Consider the following 20974-nt stretch of genomic DNA (forward strand, 5'->3'; position numbering starts at 1 on the left):
GCAGCGGCGTCCGCAGGGGGAGCGCGGGCGTCAGGTGGGGAGCGCGGCCGAGTCCGTCGGCTGTCGACGGGGAACCGGAGCGGGCCCATGAGGGGACGCCGCATGGGGCGGTTGACGTAGGCGTTGACGTACACCGGCAGGGGCGGGGGCTGGACATGGATGTGGGCTGTCCGGTCGCGGTACGGCATGCGCACGAGCAGGGAGTGTGCGGTGAATGGGAGCGCACTCGCCACTCGACCGCGCTGCCGGACTCAGGACTCCTGGCCCCCGCGTGCGAGCCGGGTCTGCACGGACGCGGCACGGCGTACGGCCCCGAGGCCGTACGCACCCGGCTACGGCTCAGCCGCTCAGGCGCTCGGGCACTCCAGCCGCTCAGACTCGCCCAGCCACTCAACCACTCAGCTCAGCCACTCAGGCGTCCAGGCACTCAGACCAGCCGTACCGGCTTCTCCGCCCGTACCCCCAGCGCCGTCAGCCAGGCACGGAGCGGCTCCGCGTCGCCGCCTTCGACCAGGCTGAGAACCCGGGCGCCCAGGTCCGCCCGGCGCTCGCCGTCGACCAGCAGGGTCGGGCCGTCGAGCCAGTCCAGGCCCGGGGCCGCGCCCGCCGTGTCCACGGCGGAGCAGCAGACCATGGCCGTCACATGGTCGGCCAGCAGGTCACGGCCCGTACGGGGCGGCTGGAGCGGGAACAGCGGCAGCGGGTCCGCGCCCCAGTGGACCAGCGCCCCGCCCGCCGCCTCGGCCGGGATACGCGGCGCAGCGGCCTCCTCCCGGGCCAGCTCGGCACTGATCCCGGCGGCCAGGGCGTCACCGGCCTCGACCGCCGGGCCGTCCTGGCCCGAGAGATGGTCCATGACCCGGGCCAGGGTGGGCCCGGGGGCCGGCGTGGGCTCGGCACCCGGAGCGAACCCCGGCCTCGGCCGAGGGCCGTCCCCCGGCGCGGCACCGGAGGGGACGGAGGAGCCGGGGAAACCGGAGGATCCGACCGAGCGGGAGGGCACGGAGGAACCGGAAGGGACCACAGAACCGGAAGAGTCGACGGAGCCGACGGAGCCGGGTGCGGGCCGTACCGCCATGCCGTCCAGGACCCGGTGCAATCTCGCCGCTTCCGTACGCCACTTACGGTCGACGACCTCTTCCGGATACTGCTGCCAGTCCACCGGCGACCAGTCCGGACCGGCGTCCGCCGGCCCGCCGTGGAACAGCCGTGCGGCCAGCAGCGAGGCCGCCTCGTCCACCACACCGGGCTCCTCGAGCAGATCGCAGGCGGGCCGCTCGCCGAGCCGGGAGGCGAACCCCTCGGCCAGCCGGTCGCGCCGGGAGAGCTCCGTGAGGGCTGAGACCACTCCGGCGTCCAGGCGCGACGGCCAGCGGCCCATGCGCCAGGCGGGCAGGGCCACGCGGGTCAGCAGCCGGTCCCAGCCCGCGTAGGCCAGCCCCACCTGCTCCTGCGCGAGGATCCGCAGGCCGTAGTCCACCGCCAGGGCACGCTCGGAGGCGGCCGCCGCGACGCCCCGTTCCATCAGCGAGGCATGCTCGCCGCAGCCGCGCAGCAACACCCGTGCGACACGGCCGACGAAGCCGAGCGCCAGTCTCCGTACCGGACCGTTGCCGGGGCGGGCCGCGGCTGCGACCGCCGCGTCCAGACCGCGGACGAAGCGGCGGGCGGCGGCTATGTCGGGGTGCGCCGAAGGGCCCGTGCCGGCGACGACCGGGGCGAGCACGGCTCGCAGCTCGGCGACGCGCATCCACCACAGGAAGGGCGAACCGATCACGAGGACGGGCGCGGCGGGCGCCGACCGCTCTTCCTCACGACCACGAAGCCCACGACCGAGCCGGAAACCGCCGCCGACGCCACGCGCCCGCTGCCGCCGGCTCTCCCCGCCCACGCCCGTGCCCTTACCCGTATCCGGCCCTCGGTCGCGCTCGGGTCCGTACGCCGGGTGGGTACGGTCCTCCAGCCAGCTGTCGCAGTCCGGTGTGAGGGCTATGGCGGAGGGGGCGGGTACGTCGAGCCGCTCGGCGAGATCATGGACCAGCCGGTACAGATCGGGGGCCGCCTGTTCCGTGACTCCGACCGTGGGGCTCAGGGCCGGTCTGGCGCGGGCGATCACGGCGGCGACGGCCCCGGCGACGAGCAGCACGGCCACCGCGAACCCGGTCACGGCCCAGCGGGCGGTGCCCCAGCCCGCGCCGCTCAGCCTGCCCGTGGCCCCACCGACCAGCAGGACGACCGCGACTGCGGCGGGCAGGAGAGCGACGGCCAGCGCCCTGCTGCGCACGCGCAGCACGGCGAGCGCCCGGACACGGGCGCCCCGCGCGCCCAGCTCGTCCCCGATAGCGGAAGCGGACATGGTCGGACCCTCACCCCCTCTGCCCAGTGGCCCGTGCGGCTGCGTTGCTCACTCCCCCAGAGTGGCACCCGCCACTGACATCGCAATGTCGGTGAGCCAAGTGCCGGAACGCATGCGCCGACCCTAGTTCGGGCCCTGAAGCGCGTCACCCAGATGGCCTGTTCGTCACTCGATGGAATGGCTCTGGGTAAAGCTGCTGACGTACGCCCATCGGGCTGCCGCCCCCTGACCGCGCGGTCGGCACAGAGAACCGGGCGGCGGACCGGAGGGACCGGCAGACCGGCCGAAACGGCAGCAACGACAGCAACGACAGCAACGACAGAGAACAGGCTGGACCGGCAGAAGCGCGGGGAAGCGGGGAGGGCGGGTCCAAGGCGTGGAGGGACCCCCGCCCGGATTCGGACAGACGTACCCGCCCGGGCACCGCCCCGCCCGTACCGCCCCGCTCAGCCTTCCGCCGCCGCGCGGGCGATGTCCGTACGGTGCTGGGAGTCCGCCAGGCGGACGCGCCCGAGCGCGGTGTACGCGCGCTCTCGCGCCTGCTTCAGGTCCTGGCCCGTCGCCGTCACCGAGAGCACCCGGCCGCCGGAACTGACGACCCTGCCGCCGTCCAGCCGGGTCCCGGCGTGCAGGACGTACGCCTCCGGGGCGTCCTGTGCGGCGATCTCGTCCAGTCCTTCGACGAGGTCGCCCGTGCGCGGGGTGCCCGGATAGTTGTGCGAGGCGACGACCACCGTGACGGCGGCGTCGTCACGCCACGCCAGCGGCGGCAGATCGGCCAGCGTGCCGTTGGCCGCGCCCAGCAGGACGGCGGCGAGCGGGGTCTTGAGCCGGGCCAGGACCACCTGGGTCTCCGGGTCGCCGAAGCGGGCGTTGAACTCGATGACCCGTACCCCCCGGCCGGTGATCGCGAGACCCGCGTACAGGAGCCCGGCGAAGGGGGTGCCACGGCGGCGCAGTTCGTCGACGGTGGGCTGGAGGACCGTGTCCAGGACCTCCGCCACCAGCTTGGGATCGGCCCAGGGCAGCGGGGAGTACGCACCCATACCGCCCGTATTGGGCCCCTCGTCGTTGTCGAGCGCGCGCTTGAAGTCCTGCGCGGGCTGGAGCGGGAGGACCGTCTCGCCGTCGGTGATGGCGAAGAGCGAGACCTCGGGGCCGTCCAGGAACTCCTCGACGACCACCCGGCCGCAGGCGAGCGCGTGCTCACGGGCGGCGGCGCGGTCCTCGGTGACGACCACGCCCTTGCCTGCCGCGAGCCCGTCGTCCTTGACGACGTACGGCGGGCCGAACGCGTCCAGCGCGTCATCGATCTGCTGGGGGGTGGTGCAGACGTAGCTACGCGCCGTCGGCACGTTCGCCGCCGCCATCACGTCCTTGGCGAACGCCTTGGAACCCTCCAGCTCGGCGGCCTCGCGCGACGGGCCGAAGCACGGGATGCCCGCGTCGCGTACGGCATCGGCCACCCCGGCCACCAGCGGCGCCTCGGGGCCGACCACGACCAGCTCGGCCGCCAGCTCGGTGGCGAGCCGGGCCACGGCCGTACCGTCCAGCGCGTCCACCGGATGCAGCTCCGCCACCTCGGCGATCCCGGCGTTGCCGGGCGCGCAGTGCAGAGCGGTGACGTCGGGGTCGAGGGAGAGAGAGCGGCACAGGGCGTGTTCGCGGGCGCCGCCACCGATGACAAGGACCTTCACGGGAGGCAGCCTAGCCCGGAAGGCGCGCCCGGCCGCGTGCGGGCCCGCGCGGAGCTTGGACGGGACCACAGGTGAGGCGCCGTCATTCGTTCGTATATTCCTCCACCACCGTGGCGCCGAGCTCGCGGACGATGAGGTCGTGGCCGGAGAGGGCGGAGTCGACCAGGTCCGGATCGTCCTCCTCCGGAATGTCGTCCTCCAGCGACACCGAGGGCCGCGGCGGAGGCGAGGCGGGTCTGTCCCCCTGGGCCGGCTCGGCCGAGGGCGGGGCGGAGGAGGAGGAGCCGGGGGCGGCGGTGCCGGGCCGTTGCGACGCGGACGAGGACGACGACTGGAACGGGGCCGGCGCCGTGGGCGCGTCACCGGCCGGGGGGCGGGAGCCGGGGCCACCATTGCCACCGCCGGGCGCGGGGGCTCCGTAGCCGCCTCCGCCGGATCCGCCACCGGCGGCCGAGCCCGTGCCCGCGCCTCCGAATCCGCCACCGCTGCTTCCGTGGCCGCCGCCGGCGTTGCCGTAGCCACCGTTTCCGTAGCCGCCACCAGCGCCACCGCCACCGCCGTAACCACCGCCTCCACCAGGGGCGGACGGCGGGGCGGACCCGCCGGACGGGTCGATGATCGCCTCGATCTTCCACTGGACGTGGAACTGCTCGGCGAGGGCCTGGCGGAGCACCTCCTCGCTGCCGCTGCTGGTGAAGTTGTCACGGGCGCCGGCGTTGATGAAGCCGAGCTGGAGCGTCGTCCCGTCGAAGCCCGCGACCTGCGCGTTCTGGCTGAGCAGGATCCAGGTGAAGCGGCGGCGGTTCTTGACGGCCTCCAGGATGTCCGGCCACATGTTGCGCACCTGCCCGGCGCCCTGGGCCATGCCCGGCTCCGGCCCCTGCCCCGGCGCGCCGGCGGGCGCGCCACCGGACTGCGGGATGGCGGCCGCCGGCCGGGTGGGGGCCGTGCCCTGACCGGGTGGCGAGGCGGTGGGCCAGCCGCCGGGCCGACGGCCGCCCTCCGCTCCGGCGGCGCCTGGCCACGCCCCGGGCCGCTGCCGCTCGGCCGCGGGCTCCGGTGCGGACTGCGGTGCGGACTGCGTCGGCTGCGTGGCCGGCGCGGAAGGAGCCTGCGCCGGAGCCGGGGGCACCGGGGCCGGAGGGGGGCCGGAAGCCGCGGGACCGGGAACCGCCGGAGCGGGAGCCGACGTGGCCGGCGGTACGGGAGCGTGCCCGCCGGGCTCCGGTACGTACCCCGCCGGGGGGCCCTGCCCAGGTCCGGCCGTGAACGCGGCGCCCGCGACCGACGCGGCCGCGGCCGCCCCGCGCTCCAGCCGGTCGAGCCTCGCCCGGACCGAACGCTCGTCGTCGAACGCGGCGGGCAACAGGACGCGCGCGCAGATCAGCTCCAGCTGGAGCCGGGGCGAGGTGGCACCCCGCATCTCCGTCAACCCGGTATTGACCAGATCGGCCGCCCGACTGAGCTCCGCGGCCCCGAAGACCGATGCCTGCGCCTGCATGCGCTCGACGACATCGGCCGGGGCGTCGATCAGCCCCTTCTCCCCGGCGTCCGGCACGGCGGCGAGAATGACCAGGTCACGGAGGCGCTCCAGCAGGTCGGCGACAAAGCGCCGGGGATCGTTGCCCCCCTCGATGACCCGGTCCACCACCTCGAACGCCGCGGCCCCGTCGCCCGCCGCGAAAGCGTCGACGACGGAATCGAGCAGGGAGCCGTCCGTATAACCGAGCAGGGCCGTGGCCATGGCATACGTCACACCGTCCTCGGCCGCGCCCGCGAGCAGCTGGTCCATGACGGACATCGAGTCCCGCACCGAGCCGCCCCCGGCCCGTACGACCAGCGGCAGGACCCCGTCCTCGACGGGGATCCGCTCCTTGCCGCACACCTCGCCGAGATAGTCCCGCAGTGTCCCGGGCGGCACGAGCCGGAAGGGGTAGTGGTGCGTACGCGACCGGATCGTGCCGATGACCTTCTCCGGCTCGGTCGTCGCGAAGATGAACTTGAGATGCTCGGGCGGCTCCTCCACCACCTTCAGCAGGGCGTTGAACCCCGCCGAGGTGACCATGTGCGCCTCGTCGATGATGTAGATCTTGTACCGGCTGCTCGCGGGCCCGAAGAACGCCTTCTCCCGGAGATCACGGGCGTCGTCCACGCCTCCGTGCGACGCGGCGTCGATCTCGATGACGTCGATCGACCCCGGCCCGTTCCGCGCGAGGTCCCGGCAGGACTGGCACTCCCCGCACGGTGAGGGCGTGGGCCCCTGCTCACAGTTCAGACACCGCGCGAGGATGCGCGCACTGGTCGTCTTCCCACAGCCCCGCGGCCCGCTGAACAGGTAGGCGTGATTGACCCGGTTGTTCCGCAGGGCCTGCTGGAGCGGGTCGGTGACATGCTCCTGGCCAATGACCTCGGCGAAGGACTCGGGGCGGTAGCGGCGGTACAGCGCAAGGGACGACACACCTACGACGATATCGGCCCCCTACGACAACACACCGCCCCTCCGCCCCCCCGCTCCCCGCCCGCACACGCAAGCGCCCCCCACGCACCCGCCAGAGCCGACCTACCCTTGCTGCCTTCCGGCCCTGGGGGAGTTCAGTCAGATAGCGCCACGTGAGGGGCTGCGCCCACAGTACCCGATGCCGGCACCTGGGAACGAGTTCGCTAGCACTCCTCAACGTCTTGTATTGTTTGCGGCGGAGGATTCGCCTAGAGGCCTAGGGCGCACGCTTGGAAAGCGTGTTGGGGGCAACCCCTCACGAGTTCGAATCTCGTATCCTCCGCAGACGCCTGTACAGGCGAACGAAGACCCCGGACCGCTCAGCGGCCGGGGTCTTCTGCATTGACCTCAGTTCCAGTATCGCTCATTTCCGACATTAGCGACATTCCAGTGCGCAGCGCAGAGTCGTTGGCAGGCGCCGAGTGCACCCCGCCAGCATCGCACCCTGCAAAAAGAGATAGGAGTACAGTTTATGGAGTCGTACTTCTATCTCTGGGGGTGAAGCGTGGACAAGCCTGCCGAGATGTTCGACCGGGATCACGAGTGGTCGGCGCTGAGCCGGTTCATCACCGATCCTCAGCCGGGAGCAACCCTTGGCGTGGTCTCTGGGCGTCGCCGCCAAGGCAAGACGTTCCTGCTGGATGCCGCCTGCCGTGCCACCGGAGGGTTCTATTTCGGTGCGACCGAGGCCGCCGATGCCGAGTCGCTACGGCGGATCAGCACCGCGCTGACCGCCCATGTCCGCCCCGCCGTCCCGTTCCACTTCGTCAACTGGTCGGAGGCGGTCGACGCGCTTCTCGCGCTCGGCTCCGAGCGGCCCGTCCCTGTCGTGATCGACGAGTTTCCCTACCTCGCCAAGGCCAACCCTGAGCTTCCCTCGATCATCCAGGAGGCGCTGCGGCCGCTGCGTGACCAGCGCACCGCCTCCCGCACCCGGCTCTTGCTGTGTGGCTCGGCGCTGTCCTTCATGGGGCGGCTGCTGTCAGGCAATGCCCCGCTGCGTGGACGGGCGGGACTGGAACTGGTGGTCCGCCCACTTGACCACCGCCTCGCCGCCGAGTTCTGGGACATCACCGACCCCCACCTGGCCATGAAGGTCAACGCGATCGTGGGCGGCACTCCCGCTTACCGGCGCGAGTTCGCGCGCGGCGACACCCCCAAGGGTCCGGACGACTTCGATGACTGGGTGGTCCGTACCGTCCTCAATCCCGAGACTCCCCTTTTCCGCGAGGCCCGCTACCTACTGGCCGAAGAACCCGACCTTCGTGACACCGCCCTGTACCTGTCCGTCCTGGCTGCCGTCGCGGACGGCAACGCCACCCGCGGGGGCATGGCCGGCTATCTGGAACGCAAGGCCACCGATATCGCGCACCCCATCAACGTCCTCGAAGACGCGGGGCTGCTGCGCCGCGACGCAGACGCATTCCGCGACAACCGGCCCACCTACCGCATCGCCGAACCGCTGATCGGCTTCTACCACGCGATCATGCGACCGGTCTGGGACCAGCTCGAACGCCCCGGCAGTGCGACTCGGGTGTGGCAGGCCAGCCGTCGACGCTTCGTCAGCAACGTCCTCGGGCCCCATTTCGAACAGGTCTGCCGGGACTGGGCCCTCCATCATGCCGATCCCGGGCATCTCGGCGGCCTGCCCGCCCGCGTCGGGCACGGCGTGGCCCACGACCCCAAGGCCCGCATCGGCCATGAGGTCGACGTGGCGGTCATCGGAATCGCGGATGGTGCCAAGCCGCCGCTCCTGGCCATCGGAGAGGCCAAGTGGAACGACACCATGGGTGCTGCGCACATCGAACGTCTCCGGCACATCCGCGACCTCGTCACCCTGGCGGGCCGCTACGACACCACCAACACCCGACTCATCTGCTTCAGCGGAGCCGGATTCAACGACAAGGCGCACGCCGCGGCGGCGGCCGACCCGGACATCCGACTGATCGACCTGGCGACCCTCTACGGCGAGGTCTGACGTATGCCCACGCATCCGTAACCGGCAGGGACGCAATGGTGAGCGCCACCCTCTGCCGAGCGCTCCGTCAAGGCCCCTGAATGACGCAGAGCACAACCGCCCGAGCCGGACGCTTCCAGCAGGGACGCTTATCCGACTGACGGTCCCAAGCCCTGGATACCTGGCGTGTCACCACGGACGATGCCGATGTGGCCGTCCGCGTCGCCGGCCACGAGCAGGACGCAATCTTCGCAAGAGCGGCACACAGAATTCGCACGGCCTCCCGCATGCCCGGTTAGGTTGATTTGCACTCGATCCCGAGTGCGAACTCCGAATATGCGAACGTGAACAGGTCGCCGGCACCCCTGGCGGCGCAGCCAGCGCAGTCAGCGCAGTCAGCGCAGAAAGAATCGCGGATGGACTACTGCTCCTCCTGCCATCGGACGCTCAACGGTGCCCTCGTATGCCCCGGGTGCGGTGCGTACGCCCCCGACATCGCCCCTCCCGGCCATGACTCACACCACGCGTCGGCCACGACCGCGACACCGCCTCAGCCGTGGCACACACAGGAGTTCCCGGCCCCAGGGGCCGGTGACGACGGCGGCGACGCTCCTCGCCTCGCCACCGCGCCGTTTCGCCTCACCGCCGCGTCGTATCCCCTCGGCGGCGCCGAGGACGCGATGACGGACACCTCGGCGCGGGAGACGGCGGCCGCGGCCGCGGCCGGGACCGCGGACGAAATCTCGGGCGCATCCGGCACCGGACAGCCCGAAAGCCCCGAGCTGTCCGAAAGGCCCGGGTGTACCGAGCCCGCGACGCCGGGCCGCGCGGCCCGGCGTCGTCAGCTGGCCCGGTGGAAGAAGCAGCGGCGCCGCGCCGTGGTCGCCTCGACCGTCGCGCTCGTCGGCGGCGGCCTGACCCTCGCCGTCCTGCCGTCCCGGCCGTCCGCCGGCCCCGCGCAGGCGGCCTCGGCGCCGGAGCCGGCGGCCTCGGCCCCCACCTCTGTGGACGGGACCGAGACCGACTCGTCATCCGTGCGGCCGCGCGCCCGTGACACACGGGAGCCGGGCGCCGACGCCTCCCCGTCCACGGTCAACGACGCGGCGATCAGCGGCTCGTCGCGGAAGACCGACACGGCGGTGGCGGGCGGCGCCGAGAAGAGCCGACGGCAGACCACCGCCGTTGTCACCCGTTCCACAGCGCCCGCGAGCCCGGAGCAGCGCACCACGCCGGTGACGGCCGACGTGGTCCCGCCCGCCGCCGAACCGCCGGCCCCGCGGACCACAACACCCGAACCGCCGCCCTCGGCCCCGCCCGCCGACGACTCCGGCGCGGACACCACCGCGCCCGCGAACCCCGAGGCGAGCACGCCCGCCGACCCGGCCGACCCGGCCAAGCCGCCACGGGAGCAGCTCTGCCTGCTCGTCCTGTGCGTCGGCTGAACGAGGCGTCGGTCGGACCTGAACCAGTCAGTGGGGCGGACCACGAAAGCGGTCCGCCCCACTGACGTTCTTCCTGTCGTACCGGCGGTTCACAGGCGGGCCGGCAGCCCCGGGCCGGGCATCCGTCCAGCGGTCCGTTCAGGGAGAGCGGACAGGGGTGAGCCCCCTCGCCGGAAGCGGATCGGGAGGGGGCCAGGTTGTCGTCGGTCAGCAGGAGGCGGGTGGGACGCTCTGCTCGTACTGGAAGACGTTGTGAGGGTCGTACTTCTCCTTGATCCGGCGCAGTCGGTCGAAGTTGCCGTCCCAGTAGGCGGTTTCCCACTCCTGCATGCCGATGTTCGGGACGTTGACGTAGGCGCCGTGCACGTAGGGCCGCAGCGCCTGGCTGAACTCCGCGATCCACGCCTGGGCCCGCGCGGTCAGTTCGTCGCCGCTGCCCGGTACACCGCGGGTGCCCCAGCCGACGCCCGGCTCGGAGTAGAAGAGCGCGTCGCGGTGCGGGAACGACGTACCGCCGCGGGGGCTCTTCCTGACCGCTCCGCCGAAGGCCTGGGTGAAGAAGTTGCTGTCGTCCGTCGGCGCGTCCCGCATGAACGAGGCGATGATGCTGATCGCCTTGTCCGGGAACGGCTTCTTGGTGAACTGGGAGAAGAACTTCCAGTTCGCGGGTTCGTCCTCGGTCGGGACCTGGAACCCCGCGTACACATCGCCCCAGTTGCCGACCTGCGTCGTGACCTCGGGACGGCCGACCGAAAGGATGGGGGCCAGCAGTTTCTTCGCCTCCGCCGGCGTTCCCTCCGCCAGGACCGCGAACAGCAGGATCTGCTTCGGGTGCACCTCGAGCTGGGTGCCCAGGCGGTTGTCGGTGACCGGAGCCGTACGCTGCCAGTTGTCGAAGACTCCGTGCAGGTCCCCGAGGCCGTCCCACGTCGCCCGCAGGTACGTGACGCTCTTGAGCGGAGCCACCTTGTAGGTGAGGGACGTGACGATCCCGAAGTTGCCGTTGCCCGCGCCGCGCAGAGCCCACAGCAGGTCGGAGTGGTTCTTCAGGTCCGCCTTGATCACCTTGGCGCACTCGGCGCCTTCCGCCACGACGACCTCGGCGCCGATCAGGCTGTCGCAGGCCATACCCAGATACCGGGTGAAGAACCCGAGGCCGCCGCCCAGGGTGGCACCGGCCAGGCCCACGCTGCCTTCCGTTCCCGTCGTCACCGCGAAGTTCTTCTCGGCGAGCGTGGTCACCGCTTCCAGCTGGTTGAGGCCGGCACCGACCGTCGCCGTGCGGGCCCTGGCGTCGATGTGCGCCGACTTCAGCTCGCTGACATCGATCACGATGCCGTTGTCCACGTTCGACCAGCCCTCGAGGCTGTGACCACCGCTGCGCACCCGCAGTGCGACGTTGTGCTGCCGCGCCCATGTCAGGGCGTTGACCACGTCCCGGGTGTTCTGGACGTAGACGATGACCAGCGGATAGTGGACGAACAGCTCGTCCCAGCCCAGGCTCGCCTCCGCGTAGTCGGGATCATTGGGACGCACGATACGGCCGGTCAACTTCGCCGGCGGGCACTTCGCACCCCCAGGCCCGGCACCCTCTGCCCTGACGACGCCCTCGGCCCCGGCGGCCACAGCGCTCGCGGCCGTGGGCTGGGCGGCCGCGACGCCCGGGACGACGACCGCGCCGGCACCGGCGACCGCCGTTGCCTTGAGTAGTCCGCGACGAGAAAAGTCGTTCATGTCCCTGCTCCTTCCGGCCACCAGCCGGATCAAATTATCCCGTTATGGGCGATTTGCGCGAGGCGGACGATAGCAAAAGTGATCACGGTGACCCGCTTCCGACACGCTCAGCAGCCGCCTGATCCCCCGCGTCGTCACCGCGCGGCCGGCTCGTACGCTGAGAGCCGTCGGCAGCCTCGTCAACCGTCGGCGTGACGAGACGGGACGGGGCGAGGCGGGGTCAGACGTGGTCGGACGAGGTGGGACGAGTCCTGCGATCAGGAAGGCGGTGGCCTCGATGCGTCGGCGCATCATCGTCATCACGGCTGTTCACGAACCCGCGGCGCCCTTCCTTCCTCCGACGACCAGTTGACGGCAGGCGCTCTCGCCCGTGACCTGGCCGTGCTCGAAGGCGACCGCGGTATCGGCTGGGCCACGGCGCGTGTGCTCGACCTGCTGCCCGACGGCTCCACCGCCGGCTTCGACCAGGATCCGGACGAGGGGCCCGTCGAGCCCGGCGCGGTGCTGGAGCACTGGCGGGCCCATGACTTCATCGCCCAGGTCCACCCGGCGACCCTGTTCATGCGCCGCGACCTGCTGCTCGCCCTTGGCGGCTGGATGGCTCTGCCGGCCTCCGAGGACACCGGGCTGCTCCTCGCGCTGAACTCCGTCAGCCGAGGCTGGTTCACCCGCGAGTACGGGCTGCTCTACCGCAAGTGGCCCGGCCAGGCGACCAGTCAGGCGGCCCACACGGACACAGCCGAGCGGACCGCGCGCATGACCGTCATCGAGGCCAGAACGCGAGCGATGGCGCGCGCGTGGGGGCGCCGGCCGGCCGACGGGTGAGTCACGGCCGGGCGCGGTTCCACGTCAGGCCACCGCACTTCTCCTCAGCTGGGCCCAGGCGCGCCGGCCTCCGTCCCACCCCGGCTTCGCCCCGCCCCGACCTCCGTCTCACCCCGGCTCAAGCCCAGGCCCGGGCCCGGGCCGCCGAGGAAAATGGTTCGCGTCCGGCGCCCGCCGACGCAAGCATGCGCTCATGCCCCGCTCCGGATCCGAAGGAGAACCCGCGCGCATGCCGTACTCCGGACCACCCGCCTCCCCCGTACGCGTTCCCGCTCGCATCGCGGCCCTCGCCGAGGGGCGCGACCCGCACCCCGTCTGGCAGAACGAACGGGGCGGCCTGACCTTCCGGATCGGCGACAGCGGAGACAGCGGTGGCAGAGACGGCGATGGCGAGAGCCTGTTGTTCGCCAAGTGGGCACCGGCGGGCTCCGGGCTCGATCTGGCCGCCGAGGCGGTACGCCTCGAATGGGCCGGCCGTTTCACTTCCGTACCCCGCGTACGGGAGTACGGGGCCGACGACGCCGGCGCCTGGCTCGTCACCCATGGGCTCCCCGGCGAGAGTGCCGTCGCCCCTCGGTGGAAGGCCGATCCCGCCACGGCCGTACGCGCGCTGGGATCGGGACTGCGGGCCCTGCACGATCAACTGCCCGTGGCCGACTGCCCCTTCAGCTGGTCCGTCGGCGACCGGCTGGCCCGCGCCAGGGCCGCCGGCATCCAGGTGAGCGCGGACCTGTTGTCCGCCACCCCGCCGGCCGACCGCCTCGTCGTGTGCCACGGCGACCCCTGCGCGCCGAACACGCTGCTGCACGAGGACGGTACGTGGTCCGCTCACGTGGACATGGGCGCCCTCGGTGTCGCGGACCGCTGGGCCGACCTTGCCGTGGCCACCTGGAGCACCGGGGTCAACTACGGCCCCGGCTGGGAGGACGCCCTCCTGGACGCCTACGGAATCGCCCCCGACCCGCACCGTATGGACTTCTACCGCCGCCTCTGGTCGGCGACCTGAGCGACGCCCCGGCCCGCCGCTCCGCGCCGGCAAAAGAACTTCCGTCGGCCGGACGTGTCCCGTACCGGAGTCTTGTGGGACGCGCGGTCACGTCTGATGCTGTGGTTTCTTGTTGCCTTCCGTTCGGAGTCAGCCCCCATGAATGCCGAGTGCCCGAGCAACGACCAGCACACCGCCGCCCCACGACCGCGCCGGCGGTCCCTCCTCGTCTCCGCGACCGCCCTCGCCGGCTGGGCGGCCTTCGCCGCGCAGAAGAGCGCCTTCGCCGCCGACGGCGTCGGCGCGGGCAGGGCCGGCGGCGGCAGCGCGGCCCCCGGGGACGAGTGGGATGCCCGGCCGCGCGTCTTCCAGATCAACCGGGAGGAGGCGCGGACCCGGCTCGTGCCGTACGGGAGTGTGACCGACGCGGTGCGCGGGCGGCGGGTCGAGGAATCGCCCTACTACCGCTCCCTCAACGGGGATTGGCGGTTCCGCTGGTCGAAGAACCCGGAGCTGCGGCCCGTCGGCTTCCACGCCCCGGACTACGACGACAGCGGCTGGGACCGGATCCCCGTCCCCTCCAACTGGGAGATCGAGGGGTACCCCGAGCCGATCTACCTCAACATCAAGTACCCGTGGGTCGGGTACGAGACGCCCGAACCGCCCGACATCCCCCGCGAGTTCAACCCCGTCGGCTCCTACCGCCGTACCTTCGCCCTGCCCGCCGACTGGAGCGGGCGCCGTACGCTGCTCTCCTTCCAGGGCGTGAAGTCCGCGTTCTTCGTGTGGGTGAACGGGACGCGCGTCGGCTACAGCGAGGACAGCTACACGCCCGCCGAGTTCGACATCACCGCGCACGTCCGGCCCGGCCGCAACACGCTGGCCGTCGAGGTCTTCCGCTGGTCCGACGGCAGCTGGCTGGAGGACCAGGACATGATCGACCTGTCCGGGATCTTCCGTGACGTGTACCTCTACTCGATCCCGCCGACGCACGTGCAGGACCTGTTCGTCCGCACCGACCTGGACTCCGCCTACCGGGACGCGGTGCTGACCGTCACGACGACCGTACGCGACCGCGGCGGCGCGCGGCCGGACGGGCACCAGGTCGAGGCGGTGCTGTACGACGCCGGGGGGAAGCGGGTCCTGGGGCGTCCCCTCACCGGGCGGGTCGCCTTCCCGGCCGCCGGCGAGGCGGAGGGCGACGCCGTCGTCACCCTGACCGCCGACGTCCCCGCGCCCGCCCTCTGGTCCGCCGAGGACCCGAACCTCTACACCCTCGTGGTCACCCTCACCGACCGCTCCGGCAGACCGGTGGACGTCCAGCGGACCCGGGTGGGCTTCCGCCGGATCGAGTACGGACCCGGCAGGTACACCATCAACGGGAAGCCGCTGATGTTCCACGGCACCAACCGCCACGAGTCCGACCCCGACCACGGCCAGGCGGTCCGCGAGGAGCGGATGGTCGAGGACATCCTGCTGATGAAGCGGCACAACATCAACGCCGTGCGGACCTCCCACTACCCGAACCACCCCCGCTGGGCGGAACTCTGCGACGAGTACGGTCTGTACGTCATCGACGAGGCGAACCTGGAGACGCACGGGGTCCGCGACCGCGTGCCGGCGTCACTGCCCGAGTGGACGGACGCCTGCGTGGACCGGATGCGCTCGCTCGTCGAGCGCGACAAGAACCACCCGTGCGTCGTCGCCTGGTCGCTCGGCAACGAGGCCGGCCAGGGCGAGAACTTCCGGGCCATGGCCGACTGGACACGCGCGCGTGACGCCTCACGGCCGGTGCACTACGAGGGCATGAACGCCGTCGCCGACGTCCACAGCGAGATGTACACCAGCCCCGCCGGCGTGGAGGCGTACGGCCGGTCCGGCAATCCGAAGCCGTACCTGCTGTGCGAGTACAACCACTCCATGGGCAACAGCGGCGGCAATCTCCAGGAGTACTGGGACGTCTTCGAGCGCTACCCGAACCTGCACGGCGCCTTCGTCTGGGACTGGGTCGACCAGGCGATCCGGCTCCCGGTGCCGGGCGACCCGAAGCGGACGTACCTGAGTTACGGCGGTGACTGGAAACCCGGCTACCCGACGGACGGGAACTTCAGCTGCAACGGCCTGGTCGACGCGGACCGGCGGATCCACCCCGGCCTGCTGGAGATAAAGAAGATGTACCAGCCGGTGGGGATATCGGCCGCCGCCGAACCGTCCGCCGGGGACTCCCAGGTCGCGGTTGCGATCCGCAACAAGCACCTCTTCAGCGGCCTGGACGCCTACGAGTTGCGGTGGACCCTGACCCGGGACGGCGAGCGCGTACGGCAGGGCACGCTGCCCGCGCCGAAGGTCGCGCCGGGCGGCACGGCCACCGTGCGCGTGCCCGTGGGGCGCCCCGGCGCGGCAGCCGACGGCGCGGCAGCCGGCACTGACACCGGCACCGGCACCGGCACCGGCAAGGACACGGCCGGGCAAGGGGGCGAATACTGGCTCGACATCGCCTTCGTCCTGCGCCGGAAGACCCGCTGGGCCGACGCCGGGCACACGGTCGCCGCCGAACAGCTCGCCCTCGGGCGGCGCTCCACCGCGACCGAGACCGCGCCCACGCCCACGCCCTCCGCGACACCCGCCGCCCCCGGCCTCACCGTCAGTGAGTCGGACACCCGGGTACGGGTCAGCGGGCGCGGCCTCGACGTGGTCCTCGACAAGACGACCGGCACGCTCGCCTCGTACCGCCACCGCGGCCGGCTCCTGCTCGCGGGCGGGCCCGTGCCCAACTTCTGGCGCGGTCCCACCGACAACGACATCGGCCGGAAGTTCCACACCACGGCACGCACCTGGCGGGACGCGGGCGCCGACCGGACCGTGACCTCCGTCGAGGTCTCGCAGCCCTCTCCCGGCGAGGTGCTGATCGAGGTCGCCGCCACGCTCCCCACCGCGCCCGCGGCGTCCGCCTGGCACACCGTCTTCCGGGTGCTGGGCACCGGCGAGATACGGGTACGGCACACGCTCGACGCGGCCGCGGGCCTGCCCGACCTGCCCATGGTGGGCGCGCTGCTGACCGTACCGGCGGGGTTCGAGCGGCTGGAGTGGTACGGGCGCGGTCCGCACGAGAACTACTCGGACCGCAAGAGCGCGGCCTTCGTGGGGCGTTACCGCTCCACGGTCGACGACCAGATGGCGCCGTACGTCCGGCCCCAGCAGACGGGCAACATGACCGACGTGCGGTGGCTGTCCGTCGTCAACCGGTCGGGGGAGGGCCTGACCGTGACCGCGGATCCCGGTCCCGCCGCCGACGACGCCGCTGATGCCGGCGGCGATGCCTCGGCGGCGGCCGACGCGTCGCTGCTGGAGTTCAGCGCCCTGCACCACTCGCCGTTCGACCTGGAAGGCCCCCGCCACCCGCACGACCTGACGCGGCGTGCCGAGACCGTCCTCGGTGTCAACCACCGGCAGATGGGCGTGGGCGGCATCAACTCCTGGGGCGCCGCCCCGTTGGAGGCGTACCTGCTGCACGCCGGCCGCAGCTACACGTACGGCTACCGGCTGCGGCCCGCGTAGCGCCGCCGCGCGAGTACGCCCCGACCGCCGCTCCAGCGGTTGCCTTTCACGCGCCGTGAGGATGCACCGCAGGGCCGACTGCCGGGGGCGAGAGTCCGGAGCTCGGGGCCGGGTGGCTCAATGGGGGGACGGAACGGGACGGCGGAAGCAGGGGCGGGGAGACGACGTGGGTTATTCGATCGAGCAGATGTCCGAATTCGCCGGGATGACGGTACGGACACCCTTGGACCGTACGACCGCGCACGGTACGACGGCCGCGGGGAGACAGTCATGAGGATCCTCATCGCGGCGGCCGGTTCGTACGGGGACATCGCCCCGTACACCGGACTCGCCGCCCGCCTCCGCGCGGCCGGACACGTGGTCGCGCTCGCCGCCGACCCGTCCTACGACTCGCTCCTGCGCTCCGCCGATCTGTGCCCGATACCGCTGCCCGCCGATCCGCGGTCCGCGGGCGGGGCCGCCGTCGGCCGGGCCTCGGCGGGCGGGTCCGCCGCGGGCCGGGGCGGCGGGGACGTCTCCGGGAGCGGCAACCGCGCCCTTATGCGCGCCGCCGCCGAGTTCGTCCGGACGCTGGGGACCAGCCTCGCCCGCGCGGTCGCCGAGGCCGACCCCGAAATGCTGCTCCTGTCCACCACCACGGCCCCGCTCGGCCGGCAGCTCTCCGAGGCACTCGGCATCCCCGCCCTCGGTGTGGCCCTCCAGCCCGCCCACCCCACCGGGGACTTCCCGCCGCCCGTGAGCGGCGCGCGTTCGCTGGGGAGACGGGGCAACCACCTCGCGGGCCGGGCCGCGCAGCACGTGGTGGACCGGCTGTACGCGGACGCCGTCCGGGCGCTGCGTACGGAACTGGGCCTGCCGCACGCGTCCGCGACGGCGATCCGGCGCGCGCGGGCGGCCACGGTCATGCCCGTCCTGCACGGATTCAGCACGACGCTGGTGCCGTGCCCCGCCGACTGGCCCGCTGAGCTGAAGGTCGTCGGCAACTGGTGGCCGTTCGTGCCCTCCGGCGCCCGGCTGCCGGACCGCCTGGCGGACTTCCTCGCCTCGGGGCCGCCGCCCGTCCTCATCGGCTTCGGCAGCATGGGCGCGGGCCACGGGGAGCGGCTGGGGCGCACAGCCGTACGGGCCCTGCGCCGGGCCGGGGTCAGGGGAGTCCTGCAAGCCGGCTGGGCCGGGCTGTCCGCCGACGACGAACCGCCCGGTGACGACATGCTGACGATCGGGAACGTGCCGCACGCGCTCCTCCTCCCGCACCTCGCGGCGGTCGTCCACCACGCCGGCGCGGGGACGACGGCCGCCGCCCTGCGCGCCGGGTTGCCGTCGGTGCCGGTGCCGGTGACGGCGGACCAGCCGTTCTGGGCCGCCCGGCTGGTCGCGGCCGGCGCGGGCACGGCACCGCTTCCCTTCGCCGCCCTGGCCGCGGACCGCGCCGAGGAGCGCCTCGCCGCCGCGGTCGGCCGTGCCGTACGGGACGCCTCCCTGCGCGCCCGCGCCGAGGCGGCGGCCCGTCACATGGAAACCGAGGACGGCGCGGGCGCCGTGCTGGCGGCGGTGGAGGAGACGCCCCTGGTCGGCGGCGTGTGAACGGACCGGCGAACCTGACCGGCGAACCTGACCGGCGAACGGGGCCGGGGGGCGTGAACGAACCGGCGGGAACCGGCGGACAGGGCCGATGGTCGTGAACGCGGCGGCGGACGGGTCCGGATGGAAGGACTTCACCGGAGCCGTGCGGGTAGCCGGGCGGTCATGGGCGAGATCCTGGTCGGTACGTGTTCCTGGACGGACCGCGCGCTGCTCGCCTCCGGCTGGTACCCGCCGGGGCGCCGCGACGCGGCCGGGAGACTGCGTCATTACGCCGAGCGGTTCCCCGTGGTGGAGGTCGACGCCACGTACTACGCGCTGCCCAGTGTCCGCAACAGCAGGCTGTGGGCCGAGCGGACACCGCCCGGCTTCCGCTTCGACGTCAAGGCGTTCTCACTGCTCACCGGGCACCCGACACGGCCCGAAGCGCTGCCCGCCGATCTGCGCGAGGCGTTTCGTCGACAGCAGCGGCCGGGGCCCGGGCGACGGGACGGCGCGGGCCGTGACGCGAACGCCGCCGCGGGCGCCGGCACCGCCACGGGCACTGGCACCGGCACCGGCACCGGCACCGGCGGTGGTGCCGACAGCGGCGCCGGCACCGGCGGTGGTGCCGACAGCGGCACCGCCGGCGGCACCGACGGCGGGCTGCTCGACGAGATCTGGCGGCGTTTCAGCGGCGCGCTGGAGCCGCTGCGCCGGACGGGCCGGCTCGGCACGCTCCTCTTCCAGTTCCCGCCGTGGCTCGCACCCGGGCCCCGGGCGGAGGCGTTCCTCGACCGGTGCCGGGAGCGTACCGCCGGCTGGCCCGTCGCCGTCGAGTTCCGGCACCCCGGGTGGTGGCGCGCGGAACGGCTCGCCGCGACCTCGGCGTTCCTCGCGGACCGGGACATGACCGCCGTGGCCGTGGACATGGCGCAGTCGCTCGCCACATCCGTACCGCCGGTCTCCCCCGTCACCTCGCGCCGACTGGCGATGACGCGCTTCCACGGCCGGAGCGGCGCATGGGGTACGGGGACCAAGGAGGAACGGTTCCGCCACACCTACGCCCCGGAGGAACTGGCCGAGTGGGTGCCGCGCCTGCGGGCCATGGCCGACGAGGCGGACGCCGTCCACGTCATGTTCAACAACTGCTGTGCCGACGCGTCCGTCCGCGCCGCCGCGTCGATGCGCCGGCTGCTCGACGAGGCAGCGCACCGCCGCCCCGGCCCGGGCCTCCGCAGGTAAGCCAAACCTTTCTTCGCACGTAATGGGAACACAAAGAAACACTGCTGAAACTTTGCCAGATCAATTCGAGTGACGGTGTGTCGTTTTACTCGGCTTTGGTTTTCTGTAAATGTTTTCTCCGTCAGCACATTGTCCGAACCCGTGCGTCGGCACGGGTTCCGGAACGAGGAGAGACCAATGCGCTACGGCCCCGCCCTGCGAGAAGCGGTCGCATCCCCCCGTACGACCCCTCTCATCGGCATCTACGACATGTACTCGGCCTCCATCGCGGCTCAGCACTACAACGGCTTCTTCGTGTCCGGATTCGGGTTCGCCGCCTCGCACTACGGGCTTCCCGACATCGGTTTCATCGCCTGGCCGGACATGGTCGCCTTCGCCGAGCGGCTGCGGCTGGCCTTCCCCGGCCACCACATGCTGGTGGACATCGACGACGGGTACGTGGACCCGGAGGTCGCCTGCCACGTGGTGCAGCGGCTGGAGCGCGCCGGGGCGTCCGGGGTGATCCTGGAGGACCAGAAGCGGCCGCGCAGGTGCGGACACGCGGACGGCAAGCTGGTGCTGCCGCTGGAGGAGTACCTGGAGAAGCTCGAACTGGTGCTGAGCAGCCGGCGGGACATGCTCGTGGTGGCCCGTACGGACGCGACGGAGGAGTCCGAGATCGTGCGCCGGGCGGCGGCGCTGGCGGAGACGGACGCGGACGTCGTCCTCGTCGACGGGGTCCGCAGCGTGGACTGGATCCGCAAGATCCGCAAGGTCGTCGGCGACAAGCCACTGCTGTTCAACCAGATCGCGGGCGGGAAGTCACCGCGGCTCTCCCTCACCGAACTCTCCGAACTCGGCGTCGACGTCGCCATTTACAGCACCCCGTGCCTGTTCGCCGCGCACGGCGCGATCGACGGCGCGCTGGTCGACCTGAAAATGGCGGACGGCCGGCTGCCGGACACCCGGGAAACCGGGGCGATCGGGGTGCGGGGTTCGACGGAACTGCTGGAGAAGAACATCAGCAGGCACCACGAAGTCCCCGAGACCGGTGGGATGCGCGAGAACAGTGAGGTTCTCGATGTGCCCGAAGCCCGTGAAGTCCGTCGGCCGGTTTCCGTCTGACCGGGAGAATTTCG

At 72.4% G+C, this 20974-nt stretch carries 11 protein-coding genes, 1 tRNA gene, 1 other RNA gene and 1 pseudogene; 9 read left to right on the forward strand and 5 right to left on the reverse strand.

The window, feature by feature from the left end; all coding sequences use genetic code 11:
* Positions 1-427 precede the first annotated feature (427 nt).
* From ACU6P3_RS16190 to ffs, 4 genes are all read right to left on the reverse strand, one after another.
* A complete protein-coding gene (locus tag ACU6P3_RS16190) occupies positions 428-2356 on the reverse strand; it encodes a hypothetical protein (protein ID WP_447197719.1) in 1929 nt (642 codons plus the stop codon).
* A 446-nt stretch (positions 2357-2802) separates the two neighbouring features.
* Positions 2803-4053 (reverse strand): phosphoribosylamine--glycine ligase, encoded by a 1251-nt coding sequence (purD, locus tag ACU6P3_RS16195; protein WP_447197720.1) that lies wholly within the window; start codon positions 4051-4053, stop codon positions 2803-2805.
* Positions 4054-4135: 82 nt separating this feature from the next.
* A complete protein-coding gene (locus tag ACU6P3_RS16200; protein ID WP_447197721.1) occupies positions 4136-6511 on the reverse strand; it encodes a DNA polymerase III subunit gamma and tau in 2376 nt (791 codons plus the stop codon).
* 66 nt (positions 6512-6577) lie between these two features.
* An RNA gene (gene ffs / locus ACU6P3_RS16205) (signal recognition particle sRNA small type) lies at positions 6578-6676 on the reverse strand.
* Positions 6677-6748: 72 nt separating this feature from the next.
* Here ffs and ACU6P3_RS16210 point away from each other — a divergent pair.
* The 3 genes from ACU6P3_RS16210 (at position 6749) to ACU6P3_RS16220 (ending at position 9949) form a co-directional block, all read left to right on the forward strand.
* Positions 6749-6833 (forward strand) — tRNA-Ser (locus ACU6P3_RS16210).
* A gap of 222 nt (positions 6834-7055) precedes the next feature.
* Positions 7056-8528, forward strand: a complete 1473-nt coding sequence (locus ACU6P3_RS16215) for an AAA family ATPase (RefSeq protein ID WP_447197722.1) — start codon at positions 7056-7058, stop codon at positions 8526-8528.
* 395 nt (positions 8529-8923) lie between these two features.
* Complete coding sequence (locus ACU6P3_RS16220; RefSeq protein WP_447197723.1) at positions 8924-9949, forward strand: SCO2400 family protein; 1026 nt, start codon at positions 8924-8926, stop codon at positions 9947-9949.
* 207 nt (positions 9950-10156) lie between these two features.
* On the opposite strand, the gene ACU6P3_RS16225 is transcribed toward ACU6P3_RS16220, so the two are convergent.
* Positions 10157-11683 (reverse strand): FAD-binding oxidoreductase, encoded by a 1527-nt coding sequence (locus ACU6P3_RS16225; RefSeq protein ID WP_447197724.1) that lies wholly within the window; start codon positions 11681-11683, stop codon positions 10157-10159.
* Positions 11684-12019: 336 nt separating this feature from the next.
* On the opposite strand from ACU6P3_RS16225, the pseudogene ACU6P3_RS16230 reads away from it, so the two are divergent.
* The 6 genes and pseudogenes from ACU6P3_RS16230 to ACU6P3_RS16255 form a co-directional block, all read left to right on the forward strand.
* Positions 12020-12508: pseudogene (locus ACU6P3_RS16230) on the forward strand (glycosyltransferase family 2 protein); the annotation flags it as partial.
* Positions 12509-12737: 229 nt separating this feature from the next.
* Positions 12738-13514 (forward strand): phosphotransferase, encoded by a 777-nt coding sequence (locus tag ACU6P3_RS16235; RefSeq protein WP_447197725.1) that lies wholly within the window; start codon positions 12738-12740, stop codon positions 13512-13514.
* A gap of 138 nt (positions 13515-13652) precedes the next feature.
* Complete coding sequence (gene lacZ, locus ACU6P3_RS16240; protein WP_447197726.1) at positions 13653-17051, forward strand: beta-galactosidase, LacZ type; 3399 nt, start codon at positions 13653-13655, stop codon at positions 17049-17051.
* Positions 17052-17321: 270 nt separating this feature from the next.
* Positions 17322-18635, forward strand: a complete 1314-nt coding sequence (locus ACU6P3_RS16245; RefSeq protein ID WP_447197727.1) for a glycosyltransferase — start codon at positions 17322-17324, stop codon at positions 18633-18635.
* 162 nt (positions 18636-18797) lie between these two features.
* Positions 18798-19856, forward strand: a complete 1059-nt coding sequence (locus ACU6P3_RS16250) for a DUF72 domain-containing protein (RefSeq protein ID WP_447197728.1) — start codon at positions 18798-18800, stop codon at positions 19854-19856.
* 177 nt (positions 19857-20033) lie between these two features.
* A complete protein-coding gene (locus tag ACU6P3_RS16255) occupies positions 20034-20960 on the forward strand; it encodes an isocitrate lyase/PEP mutase family protein (RefSeq protein WP_447197729.1) in 927 nt (308 codons plus the stop codon).
* Positions 20961-20974 lie beyond the last annotated feature (14 nt).

The organism is Streptomyces hebeiensis (genome assembly GCF_052983195.1).